Consider the following 17,226-nt stretch of genomic DNA (forward strand, 5'->3'; position numbering starts at 1 on the left):
AGCCCTGGTAAGTCGTATAAAAAAATTTGTAAACGACTGCCAGCGTTTTTAGTTATATCGCTTTTAAGGTTAAAAAAGGAAGTATTTTATTTTGAAATGCTTAGTAGTTTTATTTTTAGTTGTATGGCCTTTTTTGGTTAATGCCACCGCGCTGCAAGTTAACTTTCCTGATGTAGATAATAATGTTGCATACGCAAGTGTTGCTTCGCTTGGATTTAACTCAGCTGATGAAAAAGTAGCCTACGGCAGTGATGAGTCACAGTACGCATTACTCTGGCGCGCAAAAAAAATACAGCCGCAAAACCCGTTAGTTATTTTACTTCATGGTGGTTGTTGGCTAAGTGCATACGATATTAAACATACCTACGCGTTAAGTACTGGGCTTGCACAAGCTGGTTTTAACGTATGGTCTTTAGAGTATAGAAGAAGCGGCGCAAGCGGTGGTGGCTGGCCTGCAACGTTTAATGATGTAAAAGCCGGAATTTTAGCGGTAAGTAAATATAACAATGGCGAGTTTAATTTAGCTGACTCGGTTGTGGTAGGACACTCAGCTGGTGGGCATTTAGCTCTGCTTGCTGGTGGTGAAATTGATCAGCTTAAAGGGGTTATTGCCTTAGCCCCTATTACTGATATAAAAGCGTATGCACGCGGTGATAATAGTTGTCAAAAAGTGACAAAGGATTTTATGCAAGGCATGCCAACTGATAAACCTAAGGCATACACGCAAGCTAACCCGAGTGATCAGCCACTTCATCCGCAAAGCATTATATTACAAGGTGACCAAGATGCCATCGTGCCTGCTTTTAATTTAGAACAGCTTAAACGTCCAGTTGTCATGTTAGAAGGCGTGGGGCATTTTGATTGGATCCATCCGGGATCAGCTGCATTTAATACACTAATACAAAATTTGAATGAGATGTAACAATGAATTTTAATGAGATTATAGCGCTTGATAAAGCGGATACGCTGGCTCACAAACGTAACGAATTTGATTTACCCGCAGACACTATTTATCTCGATGGTAATTCGTTAGGTGCTCTGCCTAAAGCAGTAAAACCGCGCGTAGCAGAGGTGGTAAGCCAGCAATGGGGTAGTCACCTAATTAGAAGTTGGAATGATCACCAATGGATTGATTTACCTACTCAGGTAGGGGAGAAAATAGCGCCTATTATTGGCGCCGACAAAGGCCAAGTTATTTGTTGTGATTCTATTTCGGTTAATTTATTTAAACTATTAAGTAGTGCGCTATCGTTAAACTCTGAGCGTAACGTGGTGTTATCTACCGAGGATAACTTTCCTACTGACTTATACATGGTACAAGGGTTAAGTGAATTATTAGGCCCCGACTTATGTCAGCTAAAACTCGTCGCAGAGCAAGATATTGAACAAAGCCTAAATGATACAGTGGCAGTATTACTGTTAACACAGGTGAATTTTAGAACCGGTAAATTGTTAGATATGCAAAAAATCACCCAGCTAGCTCATGAAAAAGGCATTTTGGTGATATGGGATTTAGCTCATAGTGCAGGTGCTATACCGGTTGAACTTGATGACTGTAATGCTGATTTTGCTGTTGGTTGTGGCTATAAATACTTAAATGGCGGTCCTGGTTCGCCTGCGTTTTTATATGTAGCAAAACGCCACCAAGCTGCTGTAAAACACCCCTTATCAGGCTGGATGGGTCATGCAAAACCATTTGCTTTTGATGCAAAATATCAACGTGCTAACAATATAAATCAGTATTTATGTGGTACACCCAGTGTAATTGCTATGAGTGCTTTAGATGCTGCGCTTGATGTATGGCAAGATGTAGATATTTCACAAATAAGAGAAAAGTCGATTGCACTTGCTGACGTATTTATTAAATTAGTAAAAACACATTCATGCTTAAGTGATTTGCGCTTATGTTCCACTGAAAATTCGAGCCAAAGAGGTAGCCAACTAGCATTTTCACATACCGACGCATTTGCTATATGCCAAGCGTTAATTGAAAAAGGGGTTATTGCTGATTTTCGTGCACCTAATATTCTACGCTTTGGTTTTACGCCACTTTATACTTCGTTTGAAGAGATTTGGCAGGCAGTGGCTATTTTAGCTGAGGTGGTTAAAACCCAGCTATATACCCAGCCACGTTTTAATTTAGCGGGTAAAGTGACGTAATTTTATAATTGTATATAACTAACAATGGCTCATTGAGTTTCTCAAGTTAAAAAGTGCGTTGCGCTAGCAGGATAACTGGCAGCGCATTTATTCTATTGTTGCTCTTTTTTTAGATTAAAGTAATTGAGTTGCACTCTCATCTCGGTTGCTTGTTCTGCCATTTGTCGTGCTGCTGCCATTGTTTCTTCTGTAATAGCTGAGTTTGCCTGAGTTAGCCCCGTTAAACGTTGTACAACAAGATTGACCTCTTTAATTGCTTGCTCCTGTGCGGAGGTAGAATGCGCTATATGTATTATATTTTTACTAACATCGCTAACAGCTTGCATTATGTGTTTTAGTTTTTTTCCTGAGGTGTCTGCTAATTCAGTCCCAAGCGCTACTTTTTGATTACTATTTACAATAATACTTTTTATCTGCTTCGCAGATTTAGCACTACGTCCAGCTAAATCACCCACTTCATTAGCGACTACAGCAAAGCCCCTTCCGTGGTCGCCAGCCCTAGCAGCTTCTACGGCGGCATTAAGTGATAGTAAGTTTGTTTGAAAAGCCAGGTTGTCAATAACCGTAAGTATTTCGTTTATGTCTTTACTGGCTTCATTCACTTCATCAATCGCGCTAACAGTCTGTATTGATAATTGATTTCCTTCTTCTGCAATTTCCTCAGCATTGCTTGCTAATGCCACGGCACTTTTTGATTGTTCAGATACTTTAGTTAGCTCATCTAGCATTTGCTCAGTACTTGAGCTTGCCTCTTCAAGGTTGGCAGCTTGCTCTTCTGTGCGTTTACTTATTTCAGTATTGCTTGAAGCTATTTCGCCTGCATTTTGCATAACCTGGCTCGCTGACACTTGAATCTCTTGAATGACATTGGTTAATTTATCGATAGTCGCGTTTGTGTCGCTTTTCAGGGTATTGAATACGCCTTGATATTGCCCTTCTATATTTTTGGTAAGGTCACCTTTAGCTAAGTTTGATAAAACGCTACTTACTTCATTTATAGCCAGTGAAACTAATGAGGTAGACTCATTAACATTATTTTTTAAATCTTCTAATTGGCCCTGTAGTGGCTGTTTTAATTGATGAGAAAAATCGCCGTTTGCCATTGCAGCCATTACTTGATTGAGATCATTTATGACGTGTTCTAGATTAGTAACTGATTGGTTTATATCTATTTTTAAACTGTTTAGTTGGCCAGTCATGGTTGATGAAATAGTATGATCAAAACGCCCCTGACTAATTGCTAGCATGACTGATGAAATTTCAGTTAAAGCATTATCAATAGCCGTGATTGATGTATTAATATTACTTTTCAACTGCTCCAATTGACCGCTGGCTTCACCTTTTATCATTTTTTTAAAGTCACCCTTACTAACAAAGGTCATGACTTCACCTATTTCATTCATTACATTATTTAAATTAGCCATGCTGGAATTAATATCTTGTTTTAAGGTATTAAGTTGTCCAGCTAATGGGGCGTCTAATTGCGCTGAAAACTGGCCTTGTCGTAATGCACTCATAACGTCACTAATACCATCTATGGCAATGCTTAAGCTATTTACTGAGTTATTCACGCTGTCTTTTAGCTGGGCAAGCTTTCCTTTAGCAGGGTAAGTAATTTGCTCTTTAAAGTTACCTTGCTCTACGTTAGCCATAATATCTACGATACTATTCATTGTGTTATTTATTGAGGAAAGCGATTGGTTAATATTACTTTTTAAGGTGCCTAACTCGCCTGACATTGAGGCATTAATTTGAATATCAAATTGACCATCAGCCATAGCAATCGCAATGTTATTTAACTCGTTTATTGCACCGTTTAGTGAACTCGCACAATCGTTGGTTGCTTGTTTTAACGTATCTAACTCTCCTCGACATGGTGCTTCAATACGTTGATCAAATTTACCCGCAGCCATATGATTCATAACACGATTTGTTTCACTAATAGATAACTGCAGAGCATCAAGAAGAGTGTTAAATGCTTGAGTACTTACGCCTATCTCATCGCTTGAATAGACAGTTGCTCGTAATGAAAAGTCACCTTGTTGTTCAACTTTTTTCATCGTATCAGCCAGGGCATGTATTGGTTTTGTTAATGTTCTCGCAAACCAATATGCGGCAATAGTAACAATGAAAATAGTGATTAAAAGTATAATAATGAGTTGTTGAGAAAGTGTGGTTATCGACTCAAAAGCTTCTTGTTCGTCCATTTCTGCTATGAGGGCCCAGCGAATATTAAATACATTTACTGGTGCAAATGCAGACAGCACCATCTCATTGTTATAATCACTTATCACATGCTGCCCTTTCTCATTTTTTAATGCTTTGATTACAGATAAGGTATTCACTGTGCCTTTATTTGGATTTCTAAATGAGCTTTCTACAGAGTGATTTATCGGATCAATGTAAGAGTCAGAGCGCATTAACCCTTCAGGACCAACAAGGTAGGTTTCTCCGCTTTCACCCAATCCGTCACGCTCTTTCATGATTGAATTGATATCTTCAATCGATAATTGGGCGGCTAAAATAGCAATCGTTTTACCATCAACAACAATAGGCTTACCTATAAAGCTCGCAGGGGCATTATATGAAGGGGAGTACTGTTTATAATCTGCAAATGCAATTGTTTGTGGGTTGCTGCTATCTTTTAATTGTTGAAATAAACTCGCTAAATTACTTTTAGCATAGGGCCCTGTTTGTAGCGATGTGGCAAAGTCGACTTCTTTATAAACGGAGTAAACAATATTGCCATTTGTTGGGTCGATAATGAAAATATCGTAGAACTCATTTATATTGGTCATATCTCGTAAATAAGGGTGATATTGGCGGTGCACTTGCTCGTAAGAGTCTGATTGCTCGGTTGCAGTTAGTTTTTGTTTTTCACCAATTGGATTTGGGTTATTAGCCAAATAACGAGACTGCAGCTCAATACTTTTTGGATTCATTTGCTCTAACGGGGATGATGAAACTGTATCTGTCGGGTTTAGCTGTTTAAATTTTGGAGTAAAAGACTCTTTATAAAAGCGATTTAAAGACTCTGATGAGTTTGAAGGGGAAATATCATTAAATCCTTCTATAAACTTTGTCGCCATATTGGCCATTTCTGGATTTGCTTGTAGCACATTAAGCTTTTTTTCAATATTGATAAAATAGCGTTTAACAGCGCTTTGTTTTACTTCACTCACAGCGTCTAATCGTGAATAAACCTGTTCTGTCATCGAGTTTGAGGCTGTATTAATTGCAACAACAATAATTATTGTTATTGGTACTAGGGAAACAACTAAAAAGGCGGAGATAAGTTTTTTTGTTAAATTTAATGAGTTAATAAATTGATTAATCGTGTTCATTACTATGTCCCTGTAATAAGGATTTACCTCAAATGAGCATAGAACACAATTTGTGAAGATCTAGTTAATAATTAAAGTAATGAGTTTTTATTATAAAATAGCCAAAGCGGATTCAGAGCACTTTTAATTTTAATGCAACTACAGCATGCTCTTTTAGCGGTTTAGTTTAATAAAACGTAGGAGCATTTAAGCGCTCCTACATTTGTTATTTAATCGATATGTTAACGTTGAAAAAGCAAGCTATGTTAGAGCGCTAGTAAACTGTGCTCTAACATAGTTTGAATTTGTTTTACTATTTTAGCTTCGGTTTCGGGTTCAAACTGAGCAATTCGCGGGGTGTGAATATGCCCTGTCGGGATATCTGAGTTTAGCTGGTTACGAAGGCGAATACTTCGATACGAAATTTCGTTAGATAAATAACCACCGCCACCGCCGCGCACTGCAGTTGACTCTTTTAATTCGTCAAAACTGTTAGGCTCAAAGTCTTTTTTGAGGGTAATAACATGGCGGTTATCATTAATCGCAAAAGAGCCTTTTGCCTTTAGCATAGCGCTAACAGGTAAGCTAAACTCTACAAACTCAGTTCCGGGTAATGGGCGGTCGTGTAAGCTTGGAATGAGCGGCGCTGTTTTGGTACCGCCATATACTATATTGGCGTTGTCGGGGGCTGTTACACTGCGGCGCTTACCTGGAAAGCGCTCAAGATCAAAATCCTTACTACCCATACTAACGGTAACCACCATATCCACATTATTAAGTGCGTAATAAGGGGCAAGTAAGGACTCTATGATGCCCTGATCAAAGTCTTCATATCGCACAGGCACCATTACAGTGTTTATTTCAGCACTAATCCCTTTATAGTTTATTACTTGGCCATCAAGAAGCAACGCAGCTACGCCCGATGGGTTACTTTGGTTTATATTTCTATCAAGTAAAAATGGGTCAAACCCAGTTAGTAGTATCTTTTTAGTGGTGTTTTGTGAGTAGCTTAGGTCTGTGCGACCTCGGCTTCCGTTTTCTAGTAACGTTAATAACACTGTTTGCTGCGCGGTGCTCAGCGAAAATGCAGGTTTTGTGGTACGAATTATTTTACTTGATTGTAAGCGAGCCCAATAAAGTGCGCGATCATCTAAGTTTTGCGTTGTAGTGATGCGTTTTTTTGCACTAAACCATAATCGTTTTGAGTAGTCATTAACGGCATCTACGGCTTGTGCATAGCTTGAGAGTGACTTGAACTGCTGCTCAAATTGATTAACTTCGCTGGCAAAAGCGCTTAGTACGGCTGGCATCGCTTGGCTGGCTTTTTCAATTCGCAATTCTTCTGGGGTTAGCGGTGTGTTTAAATTGGCTAAAGTACTAAAAGAAGAAAATATTAAACTTGTGGCAATCAGTGTTTTTATCATGATGTTCCTATACTAAGTCGTATTTGTTGCCTACTATCCTATGCCTAATAAGTGGGTGCAAATAAAATCGTTGGTTGGTTTTATGTTGAAAGCAGTATAAAACAGGCGCTAAATCAAAAACTACGGGTATTTTATTAAAAAAGAGTCTTAACTCTGTGATGGGTTTAGCTACAATGGGGCTGTGTATTTTTTAGTTTTTTACTTTTAGGCAGCTATGCAACTTATTCAAATAGATAAAGCACGTTATCGTAAACATTTAAATCGCGTTATTGTCGGCTGTGCAGCAGGTTTAGCTGTGGGCAGTTTAGCAATTTCACAAACCTTAATTGCATTATTTCCCGATGAAAGTGGTAGTCATTTTCATTGGAACTTATTAGGCGTAATTGTTACGAGTATTGGCATTGGCTGGTTGTTAAATAAATACCGAACACATCCTTTTATGACCGAGGTGGTGTATGTGTGGGAGCTTAAAAAAGCGCTTAATAAAATCACTCGTAAAATGGCTAAGCTAAAAGCGGCGGGACGAGAAGGTAACCCCGATGCATTATTGGCGATTCAATATAGTTATGCGGGCTCACGATTATTATGGCAGCTTGACGATAACACCATCACTATGGATGATTTAGCGATTAAACAAGCCGAGTTAGATAGCGTTGCGGCCAAGTTCAACTTAACCTTAAATGCTGATGACTACAATGATGCAATTTTAAAGCAGTTTTAAGTTATAGGGATTGCAAAAATCATAACCCTCTAAGGCCTTCTGCTTTTTTCTTACGTATGAAAAACACGTATGTTTAGTGCTTAAGCAACTGGAAGGCTAGCAAAAACTATTAGCCTCATTAAAATAACGTTTATTACTGATTTTTTGCAAAAGCTTGGGAGTCATAAGTGAAAAGAGTACTAATAGTGTGTTTGGGAAATATATGCCGTTCACCTACCGCAGAGGCGGTATTAAAAGCTCGCGCTAAAAAGTTAGGTATTGATCTGCTAGTGGACTCGGCAGGGACTATTGGTCATCACGAAGGTAATCAACCAGATAGGCGCTCAATGCAGGCTGGTGAAAAACGCGGTTATAGTTTTAAAGGTATTTTTTCGCGCAAGGTGCGTAGTAGTGATTTTAGCGAGTTTGACCTTATTTTAGCAGCCGATAAACAAAACCTGTCGGATTTAACCGCACGTTGCCCTGAACATTTGCAGTACAAGCTTGCGTTGTTTTTAGAGTATGGCGAGCAAGCACAAAGCGCAATTCCCGATCCTTACTATGGCGGTGATGATGGCTTTGAAAAGGTACTTGATTTAATAGAGGCCGCCAGCGATAACATACTGGCTAAGATTTAATCCCTATTTTTATTATTAAAGTTAAATTTAACAAGCTTTTTTTCGTATTGCACTGCGTCCCTAAAGTAAGTACATTTTATGCTCACTCAGAGGGGAACTTATGAAAACAAAAATATTACTACTCGTTTTATCCATTGCTTCTTACTCTAGTGCTGCCAACGAGATTAGTTTTTCGGTTGGGGGAGGCTATCCTTATTTAGTTATTCCTGAAGTGTCTTTATCATCTAACGACAACACACAGCGCTGGTATGCAAACTATAAACTAGGCCTAGATGATGGATTTTCAGCAGGTTTTGAACAAGCAGTAAGTGATAATAAAAAGCATGCTTTTGGTGCACTTGTGGGCGCTATTGGCGCAAGAGATACTGATAAAAAGTGTGAAAGTTCAACAAATGACGATATAGCAAGTGAATTTGGTAATATTATAGGTTGTGCAATTAGCGGTATTTTTGATGAAGAAACCACTAACGGTGTAGGGCTTACTTACAGCTATAACTTTAATGGGTTAAACAACTCCGGTTTTAGACTGGAATTAGATATAGGCTACGGAAAAGCAAGTGATAGTAACGAAAAAAGAGCGGATGGCGGTATTAGTTTAAGCTATGAATTTTAACTGCTCTGAGAATAGCAATTGAAGCAAAAGGCGCTCATCGCGCCTTGTTATAGTTAGTTAACGTTTTACTTTAAAATCGAGCTGTACTTTAGAAGTTGCTGCAACCGCTTTTCCATTTTCAAATTTAGGGGCATAGCGCCATTGCTCTAATGCTTCTACTGCCGACTTTTCAAAGGCCAAGCCACCCTCAGAGCTAAGTACTTGCAGATTTTTTACAAAGCCAGATTCATTGACTTCAAACTCCATAACTACGCTGCCATCTTTGCTAAATCGCGCTTTGTTTTTAGGGTATTTAGGTTCAACGCGGTATAGTGGTGTTTGCTCTTGGCTTTCTTTCCACGGCACCATTTTAGCTATCGCGATACAGTGTTTAGTGGCTTCATCACTTTTGCCTTGTTTTTCATACAAGCCAATTAATCTTGAATGTGCGGTAAGCTCGGCGGTGTGATCGTAATTTAAGTTTTCATCAAATACCTTTACTACGCGATTAAGTCGTTCAATTGCTTGAGTGTATCTTTTTCTACCCTCAGCAAACGACGCCATTAAAAAGTCAGCTTTTATTCGTTCAACCGAGTTTTCAGGTAAGTTAGCTTGATAGTACTCATCGGCTTCTTCTAAGTAGTTTTTAGCTTCATGGTATTTTTCGTAGCCGAATTTATTGGCTAATATGGTTGCCGCTTCTAATTTCATGTCAGCCAAAAATTTAGGTTTGTTTTGCGTATTTGCTATTGCAATCACTTGATCTAAATAATAATCCGCTTTTTGAGCTGAGGGCGCAAAATTAGCCATACCAACTAAAGAATCAACGGTTTCTAACGATTTTTTACCATGGTTATTAACAGAAATAGTATAGGCTTGCTGGTAAAGTGAAAAACGCTTTTCAATCCATTTTTTGCCATAGCCATTAATTGATTTTGCATAGTTAATAGCTAAGTTTGCGGTGTTATCTGAATTATCACCGTAAACAGATTTACCTAATGTATAAGCACGCTCGGCAGTTTGTTGTACATTGTCTGCAGCTTTAACCGCATCCAGGTAACTTTGATAAGCATTGTTAAATTCTACTTGAGAGGTAGTTACTTGCTCTGCCTGTGAGGTGGAACACAGTACTGATAAACTTAAGCCCATCAGTAATACACGTTTATTTAGTTTCATAATGATCCCTATTATTTGTCGGTGGTAAATTAGCAAATCCTTATGTGTATGTCATCATTTTAGGTAAACCAAGGTAAATATGCGTTGCTAATATATTTATGCTTACATATTGAAAATAGCCGCTGTCGTCGCAATATATTTGACATTACTTAGGGTGTACTACGATCCAATTTTGAACTTTTGTGATATTATCACTTTATCGTGTCGTAGTTTTTTAATATTTGGATTGGTCGTGGCGCAAGTAAGAGCAAGAGTCCAGCTTAATGTTGGCAAAAATAGTGATATTCCTGCAGAAATTATCTCGTTTAGTGGCTTAAAAGATGGCCAAGAGCATGTTGCTTTAGTATTTAATAACGCCGATACCCAGCAAGGTGTCCCACTTATTCGTATGCATTCTGAATGTTTAACCGGTGATGTATTTCATTCGTCACGCTGTGATTGTGGTGAGCAGTTAAACGAGTGTATTGAAATGATGCATGAGCAGGGCGGTATTTTACTTTATTTACGCCAAGAAGGGCGTGGTATTGGTTTATATAATAAAATTGATGCGTATGTACTGCAATCACAAGGTATGAATACTTACGAAGCTAATAACCATTTAGGTTTTGCTGATGACTTACGTGACTTTTCAGATGCAGTGTTAATGCTCAATGCGCTTAATTTAAAGCACGTTAAATTAATGACTAATAACCCTAAAAAGCTCAATGCATTAAAAGATGCAGGTATAGAAGTTGATTCTGTTGTGGGTACTCATGCTCACATTAAAGCTGGGCTTTCAGGTAATAAAGCGTATTTAGAGACAAAGATTAAGCATGGCTCTCACATGCTAGATATTAAGAAAATTAAAAAACCTTAGGGTCTGTTGACCTTTCAAGGTTAAATTTTCAGCAGTCTGTTTGGTATTTAGGCAAGGCAGAGCCTATGTGGTGTGGTTATTCCCCATAAATATGCGATAACGCAGCATCAATGCCAAACAGGCGCTGCCCGAAGGGTTCTGCCTAGGGGCGATTTACTCTTTGTTGCCTACATGGATGTAGGTAAGGGGCGTGAGCAGGACGCGGAAGCTTTGCTCGGTTTTGACTTAGCCCACTAGGTTACAAACCTCGCGCCGCGATTAAATCGCCCCTAGTTTGAACAAATTTTAATCCGTAAAGGGCAGCAGACCCTAATATTAACGGCATTTATCGCCGCCACCTATGTAATACCAACCAGCGCCGAGTTATACTCGGCGTGTTTTGTTTTAATTAAGAGCAAGTATGTCTACACAATTACGAATTTTTAAAGCGGATGCGGCATTAAAATGGTTTAAAGCGGGTTGGCTAATTTTTAAAACTCAGCCATTAACTTTTATTTTTATGCATTTGTTTATTGGCATTGTTGGCTTGTTGTCGTTATTTTTGCCGGTATTACAAATAGCTGCAGCATTGGCTACACCATTTTTAACCGCTGGTTTTTATCAAGCCGTGCTTACCAAGCAGCAGGGCGGAAAAATTATGTTAGCCGACATTTTGAAGCCCTTTTCAGCCAAAGGAAATCGGTTAGGCTTATTTCGCTTAGCGCTTTATCAAATGGGGGCCGGTATTTTAATTGCCCTGCTTGCCAATGGGTTATTTGCTGATGCAATGGCGGTTATGACACAGCCAGACCTAGATCCAAACACCGCCGTTAGCCAAATGCTTGAGAGTATTTCGCTTGCAAACGTGGCATTGTTTTTAATTGCGCTCTCAATTTACTTTACTTCGTTTGCCTACGCAGTACCGCTGGTTTATTTTAATAAAGAGCAACGTATTTTAAATGCCTTAAAAAGTTCGTTTATGGTGTTTTATTATAATATTTTACCATTAAGTGTTTATGGTATTATTTGCGCATTATTAATGGTGGTGTCGATGTTCTTATCGCTACTACCGCTGTTGATTTTAATGCCAATTTGCTACATTAGTTTCTTTGTATCTTATCAGGCTATTTTTATGCCCGTTGTGCCACCAAGTGATGACAGTAACATTAAGCCTTTAAGTAGCGAGCAAAGCGGGCGCTTTGACGCTTAATGGATGATACATTAAAACAAAAGTTAAAAAACTATGTGCTTTGGTTACTAGGAAGGCAAGAGTATTCGCGCCGAGAGTTAACTCAAAAGTTACAGCAAAGAGAAGCAACCGATGAATTCATAGAAAACCTGCTTGATTGGTGTGAAAAGCACAACTTTATTAACGAGCAGCGTTACTGTGAAGGGTTTGTAAGAAAACACATATTTAAATGCCATGGCTTAAAGCGAATTCAAAGTGAAGCCATGAGTAAAGGGATTGATAGAGCACTGCTTGAAACAGTGGTTGATGAGCTGGAAATAGATTGGTTTGAGCTCGCGCAGGAAGCGTACAACAAAAAATATTCAACGACACCGGCAAACCTCGAGTACAAAGAAAAAGCTAAGCGCGTGCGCTACTTAATGTATCGAGGTTTTAGCTATGATCAAATAAATTTTGCAATGCAAGCACAGTAAATACAGGTGAGACTTTCACATGCAGCACATGACTACCGCACAAATTAGGCAACAGTTTTTAGACTTCTTTGCCAGCAAACAACACCAAGTTGTTCCTTCTAGTTCGCTTATACCGGGTAACGATGCCACGTTGTTATTTAATAATGCCGGTATGGTGCAATTTAAAGATGTATTTTTAGGCGCCGAAAGCCGCCCTTATACACGCGCAACTAGCTCTCAGCGTTGTGTGCGTGCTGGTGGTAAACACAACGATTTAGAAAATGTTGGTTACACAGCACGTCACCATACCTTTTTCGAAATGCTAGGTAATTTCAGCTTTGGTGATTACTTTAAGCAAGATGCAATTAAATTTGCGTGGGAGTTTTTAACTGAGGTTGTAAAACTACCAAAAGAAAAGCTGTTAGTGACCATTTACCATGATGACGAAGAAGCCTTTGGCTACTGGGCTAACGATATAGGTTTACCTGAAGATCGTATTATTCGTATTGCAACGAGCGATAATTTTTGGTCTATGGGTGATACCGGCCCTTGTGGTCCATGTTCTGAAATATTTTATGATCACGGTGAGCACATTTGGGGTGGTCCTCCGGGCACTCCTGAAGAAGATGGCGACCGTTTCATTGAAATTTGGAACTTAGTATTTATGCAATACAACCGTCAAAGTGACGGGACTATGGAGCCACTTCCTAAGCAATCTGTTGATACTGGTATGGGCCTTGAGCGTATTTCAGCTATTTTACAAGGTGTGCATTCAAACTACGAAATCGATTTATTCCAAGGCTTAATTGCCGCCGCTGCAAGCGTTACTAATGCACAAGATATGGATGATAAATCGCTTCGCGTGGTGGCGGATCATATTCGTTCGTGTGCGTTTTTAATTTCAGATGGGGTTATGCCATCAAATGAAGGCCGTGGTTATGTATTGCGTCGTATTATTCGTCGTGCAGTACGTCACGGTAATAAGTTAGGTGCTAAAGGCGCGTTTTTCTATAAATTGGTTTCTGCACTTATTGAGCAAATGGGTCAAGCGTACCCAGAGCTTGCTAAGCAACAAGAAATTATTGAAAAAGTACTGCGTATTGAAGAAGAGCAGTTTGGTAAAACGCTTGAGCGTGGTTTAGCTATTTTAGAAGAAAGCTTGAGTGATTTAACCGGGGATGTGATCCCAGGTGACTTAGTATTTAAACTTTACGATACCTATGGTTTCCCTGCCGATTTAACAGCCGATGTAGCGCGTGAGCGCCAAATGACCATTGACCATCAAGGTTTTGAAGCATGTATGGCAGTGCAACGTAAAACAGCACAGCAAGCGGGCAAATTTGGTGCAGATTATAACGAGCAATTAAAATCAGACAAGCATACTGATTTTAAAGGCTACGATAGTAATCATTACCGTGGCACTGTGGTAGAAATTTTTGCCGGTGGCGAATCGGTATCGTTATTAGAAGATGGTCAGCAAGGTATTATTGTTTTAGACCGTACTCCGTTTTACGCTGAATCAGGCGGCCAAATTGGTGATAGCGGTACAATTACTGTTGCCGGTGGTGAGTTTAATGTAACAAATACCACTAAATTGGGTAATGCTTTTGCTCATCATGGAACAGTTCAAGGGCGTATTGGCGTTAACGATAAAGTGGATGCGACTATTGACGATGCGCGTCGTGAAAGCATTAAGAAAAATCACACAGCTACGCACATTTTACATGAAGCATTGCGTCAGCTTTTAGGTGAGCACGTATCGCAAAAAGGCTCACTTGTGCAGCCAGAACGCCTGCGTTTTGACTTCTCACATTTTGAAGCAGTGACCAAACAAGAACTGCGCGAAATTGAACGTGTAGTAAATGACGAAATTCGTCGTAACTTTGCACTTAACACTGAGCTAATGGCAATTGATGATGCTAAAGCAAAAGGTGCTATGGCATTGTTTGGCGAAAAGTACGATGACGAAGTACGTGTAGTAACCATAGGTGATTACTCAATTGAGCTTTGTGGTGGTACACACGTAGAGCGTGCAGGTGACATTGGTTTATTCAAAATTGTATCTGAAAGCGGTATTGCTGCCGGTGTTCGTCGTATTGAAGCGGTAACCGGTGCAGAAGCAATCGCGTATGTTAATGAACAAGAACAGCAATTAGCAGATGTTGCCGCGCTTGTAAAAGGTGACAGTGCGTCAGTACTTGAAAAAGTAACTGCCTTACTTGAAAAGTCGAAAGGACTTGAAAAGCAAGTTGCCCAACTTAACGATAAACTAGCCAGTGCGGCAGGTGCATCATTACTTGATTCAGTGGTTGAAATTAATGGGGTTAAATTGTTAGTTGCCAACGTTGAAGGAACTGAATCAAAAGCGCTTCGTGGCATGGTTGATGACCTTAAAAATAAGATTGGCTCAGGCGTTATTGCTTTAGGTGTTGCCAGCGGTGATAAAGTAAGCCTAATTGCGGGTGTAACTAAAGACTTAACCGGTAAAGTAAAAGCGGGTGAGTTAGTTAACCACATGGCAGGCCAAGTAGGTGGTAAAGGCGGCGGTCGTCCAGATATGGCGCAAGCAGGTGGTTCTGAGCCACAAAACTTAACTGCAGCACTTGATAGTGTAACAGCTTGGTTAACTGAGCGTACTTAAGCTTAAGTGGCACTTATAGTTCAAAAATTTGGCGGCACTTCGGTAGGCTCAATAGAGCGTATTGAAGCGGTCGCCGACCTTGTTGTTAAAACTAAGCAACAAGGCCACCAAGTGGTGGTGGTGCTTTCGGCAATGTCGGGAGAAACCAATCGCTTAATTAATCTTGCCAAACAAATCGACTCTCGCCCGAGTGGTCGTGAACTCGATGTATTACTCAGTACCGGTGAACAAGTCTCTATAGCTTTATTAGCGATGGCGATTATTAAACGCGGCCATTCTGCGGTAAGCTTGTTAGCCGATCAGGTGAATATATTAACCGATAACATGTTCGGTAAAGCCCGTGTAGAAGACGTGGCTGCAACGCGTTTAAAACATGAACTTGAACATAACCGTATTGCTATTATTGCCGGCTTTCAGGGGCGCGATATTGAGGGCAACGTGACTACGCTTGGGCGTGGTGGCACCGATACCTCTGCAGTTGAAATAGCGGGTGCAATAAAAGCGGATGAATGTCAGATCTATACTGATGTTGATGGCGTATATACAACAGATCCTCGTATTGAACCTAATGCACGACGTTTAAGCCATGTAACCTTTGCCGAAATGCTTGAGCTGGCTAGTTTAGGTGCTAAAGTGCTACATATTCGCTCTGTAGAGTCGGCTGGTAAGCACAATGTACCATTAAGAGTGTTATCTAGCTTTAAACCTGATGAAGGTACATTAATTAGTTTTGAGGAGAGCGATGTGGCGAGTAACGTTGTGTCGGGTATTGCATTTAATCGAGACGAGTGTTTGATTAAGGTACATGGAGTACCGCAAGGCACAAAAGCGCTTGCAAAAATTTTGAAACTTTTTGCAGATAATGGCATCGAAATAGATATGATTAATCAAATTAATCATAAAGTTGAAAAAGTCGACTATGCTTTTACTGTGCATTTAAATGATTATTTAAACGCACTTGATTTGTTAGCGGCTGAGCAACAGCAATTTGACGCACAGGCAATTGACGGATTAACTAATGTGGCGAAAGTGTCAGCTGTGGGTATGGGGATGAAATCTCATTCTGGAGTGGCGAGTTTATTTTTTGATTCGTTAGCACAAGAGAACATTGATGTGATGTTTGTTTCAACCTCAGAGATAAAAATTTCAGTTTTAATAGATGAGAAATACCTTGAACTGGCTGTTCGTGCATTACATAAGACATTTTTAACAGAAAATGAATAGATTGAGAGTTTTTACTTACTTTTTAGTCTAATTTTAATTAAAATGTGTTGCGGAATCTTATAATTTTATTGGAACATGGGAGCAAGAGAATGCTAATACTAACTCGTAGAGTAGGCGAGACCCTTATGATTGGTGACGAAGTAACCGTTACTGTTCTGGGTGTTAAAGGAAATCAAGTTCGTATCGGTGTTAACGCACCTAAAGACGTATCAGTTCATCGTGAAGAAATTTACATGCGCATACAAGCTGAAAAGTCTAACCCTAATCCGGGCAATGCTTAATCAAGATAATATAAAATGTGTTAGTTAAAAACTATGACATTTATAAAAGCCACTCACTGAGTGGCTTTTTTGTTAATAAAATCAATGGTTTCTTCGTTGAGTATTGCCTTGGAAATGTACTGCATACCGCTTTTACTTTTTAACAATAGGCCGCAATCTGTAGTAATCACTTCATTAATGTCGTGCCAAGCTAACTGGTAATTCTTGTAATGATTGGTTGATTTTATTCCGTCCTCGTCGAAGGTGAGAGTGACTTCAGAACCAGATGCTCTGCTAAGCATTTGCCTTGTTACCCACCAAGGACGACGATAATAAAAAGCAATGCACTCAAGTAAAGCTAACATAAGCAAAAATGTACCAAGGTAATGATCGCCTAAACCATAAATGCCAAATAGCCCTAATATCACAAGTAGCGCCAATAAAAAGTATTTAGGTTGTGCACGCTTACTATAAGGCAGCGATTGGTCGAAGCATTCATAAAAATAAGGTTTATCGAGTTTATAAGTTGTTGTAAAGACCATGTGTTTGCACTTAAAAGCTATTTTTTATTATTTTAGCCTAATGCGCAGCTTAAAAGGGGAAATGACTAGA

Annotated in this window: 15 protein-coding genes; 11 read left to right on the forward strand and 4 right to left on the reverse strand. The window is 39.4% G+C overall.

Translation table 11 applies throughout. The features are described 5' to 3' along the window. Positions 1-91: 91 nt before the first annotated feature. Entirely contained in the window at positions 92-922 is an 831-nt protein-coding gene (locus tag FLM54_RS02900; RefSeq protein WP_372239235.1) for an alpha/beta hydrolase family protein, read from the forward strand. A 2-nt stretch (positions 923-924) separates the two neighbouring features. Next, positions 925-2,160 carry a kynureninase gene (gene kynU, locus FLM54_RS02905; RefSeq protein WP_178955069.1) on the forward strand — a complete coding sequence of 412 codons (1,236 nt, stop codon included), beginning with the start codon at positions 925-927 and terminating at the stop codon, positions 2,158-2,160. A 92-nt stretch (positions 2,161-2,252) separates the two neighbouring features. On the opposite strand, the gene FLM54_RS02910 is transcribed toward kynU, so the two are convergent. Further along, positions 2,253-5,504 (reverse strand): methyl-accepting chemotaxis protein, encoded by a 3,252-nt coding sequence (locus FLM54_RS02910; protein ID WP_178955071.1) that lies wholly within the window; start codon positions 5,502-5,504, stop codon positions 2,253-2,255. Between the two features lie 245 nt (positions 5,505-5,749). Then, positions 5,750-6,907 (reverse strand): hypothetical protein, encoded by a 1,158-nt coding sequence (locus FLM54_RS02915; protein WP_178955073.1) that lies wholly within the window; start codon positions 6,905-6,907, stop codon positions 5,750-5,752. A 214-nt stretch (positions 6,908-7,121) separates the two neighbouring features. Between FLM54_RS02915 and FLM54_RS02920 the strand changes: the two genes are divergently transcribed. The 3 genes from FLM54_RS02920 (at position 7,122) to FLM54_RS02930 (ending at position 8,858) form a co-directional block, all read left to right on the forward strand. Beyond that, entirely contained in the window at positions 7,122-7,628 is a 507-nt protein-coding gene (locus FLM54_RS02920) for a DUF3087 domain-containing protein (protein ID WP_178955075.1), read from the forward strand. Between the two features lie 167 nt (positions 7,629-7,795). Continuing rightward, a complete protein-coding gene (locus FLM54_RS02925; RefSeq protein WP_138608447.1) occupies positions 7,796-8,245 on the forward strand; it encodes a low molecular weight protein-tyrosine-phosphatase in 450 nt (149 codons plus the stop codon). Between the two features lie 100 nt (positions 8,246-8,345). After that, positions 8,346-8,858: a hypothetical protein gene (locus tag FLM54_RS02930; RefSeq protein ID WP_178955077.1), complete on the forward strand. Its 513-nt coding sequence runs from the start codon at positions 8,346-8,348 to the stop codon at positions 8,856-8,858. A gap of 57 nt (positions 8,859-8,915) precedes the next feature. Here FLM54_RS02930 and FLM54_RS02935 read toward each other — a convergent pair whose 3' ends face one another. Continuing rightward, the gene (locus FLM54_RS02935) at positions 8,916-10,013 is read right to left on the reverse strand and encodes a TonB family protein (RefSeq protein ID WP_138608443.1); all 1,098 of its coding nucleotides are present in this window, start codon (positions 10,011-10,013) and stop codon (positions 8,916-8,918) included. A gap of 232 nt (positions 10,014-10,245) precedes the next feature. Between FLM54_RS02935 and ribA the strand changes: the two genes are divergently transcribed. The 6 genes from ribA (at position 10,246) to csrA (ending at position 16,635) form a co-directional block, all read left to right on the forward strand. Then, positions 10,246-10,869 carry a GTP cyclohydrolase II gene (gene ribA, locus FLM54_RS02940; protein ID WP_010390804.1) on the forward strand — a complete coding sequence of 208 codons (624 nt, stop codon included), beginning with the start codon at positions 10,246-10,248 and terminating at the stop codon, positions 10,867-10,869. Between the two features lie 400 nt (positions 10,870-11,269). Next, a complete protein-coding gene (locus FLM54_RS02945; protein WP_138604928.1) occupies positions 11,270-12,058 on the forward strand; it encodes a BPSS1780 family membrane protein in 789 nt (262 codons plus the stop codon). After that, a complete protein-coding gene (locus FLM54_RS02950; protein WP_138604929.1) occupies positions 12,058-12,510 on the forward strand; it encodes a regulatory protein RecX in 453 nt (150 codons plus the stop codon). Before FLM54_RS02945 ends, FLM54_RS02950 begins: the two co-directional genes overlap by 1 nt. A gap of 19 nt (positions 12,511-12,529) precedes the next feature. After that, complete coding sequence (alaS, locus tag FLM54_RS02955) at positions 12,530-15,130, forward strand: alanine--tRNA ligase (RefSeq protein ID WP_178955079.1); 2,601 nt, start codon at positions 12,530-12,532, stop codon at positions 15,128-15,130. A 6-nt stretch (positions 15,131-15,136) separates the two neighbouring features. After that, entirely contained in the window at positions 15,137-16,354 is a 1,218-nt protein-coding gene (locus tag FLM54_RS02960; protein WP_178955081.1) for an aspartate kinase, read from the forward strand. An 89-nt stretch (positions 16,355-16,443) separates the two neighbouring features. Beyond that, the gene (csrA, locus tag FLM54_RS02965; RefSeq protein WP_004587515.1) at positions 16,444-16,635 is read left to right on the forward strand and encodes a carbon storage regulator CsrA; all 192 of its coding nucleotides are present in this window, start codon (positions 16,444-16,446) and stop codon (positions 16,633-16,635) included. A 53-nt stretch (positions 16,636-16,688) separates the two neighbouring features. Here csrA and FLM54_RS02970 read toward each other — a convergent pair whose 3' ends face one another. Beyond that, a complete protein-coding gene (locus FLM54_RS02970) occupies positions 16,689-17,156 on the reverse strand; it encodes a YcxB family protein (RefSeq protein ID WP_178955083.1) in 468 nt (155 codons plus the stop codon). Between the last annotated feature and the right edge of the window lie 70 nt (positions 17,157-17,226).

This window comes from Pseudoalteromonas sp. Scap25, assembly GCF_013394125.1.
Classification (GTDB): Bacteria; Pseudomonadota; Gammaproteobacteria; order Enterobacterales; family Alteromonadaceae; genus Pseudoalteromonas.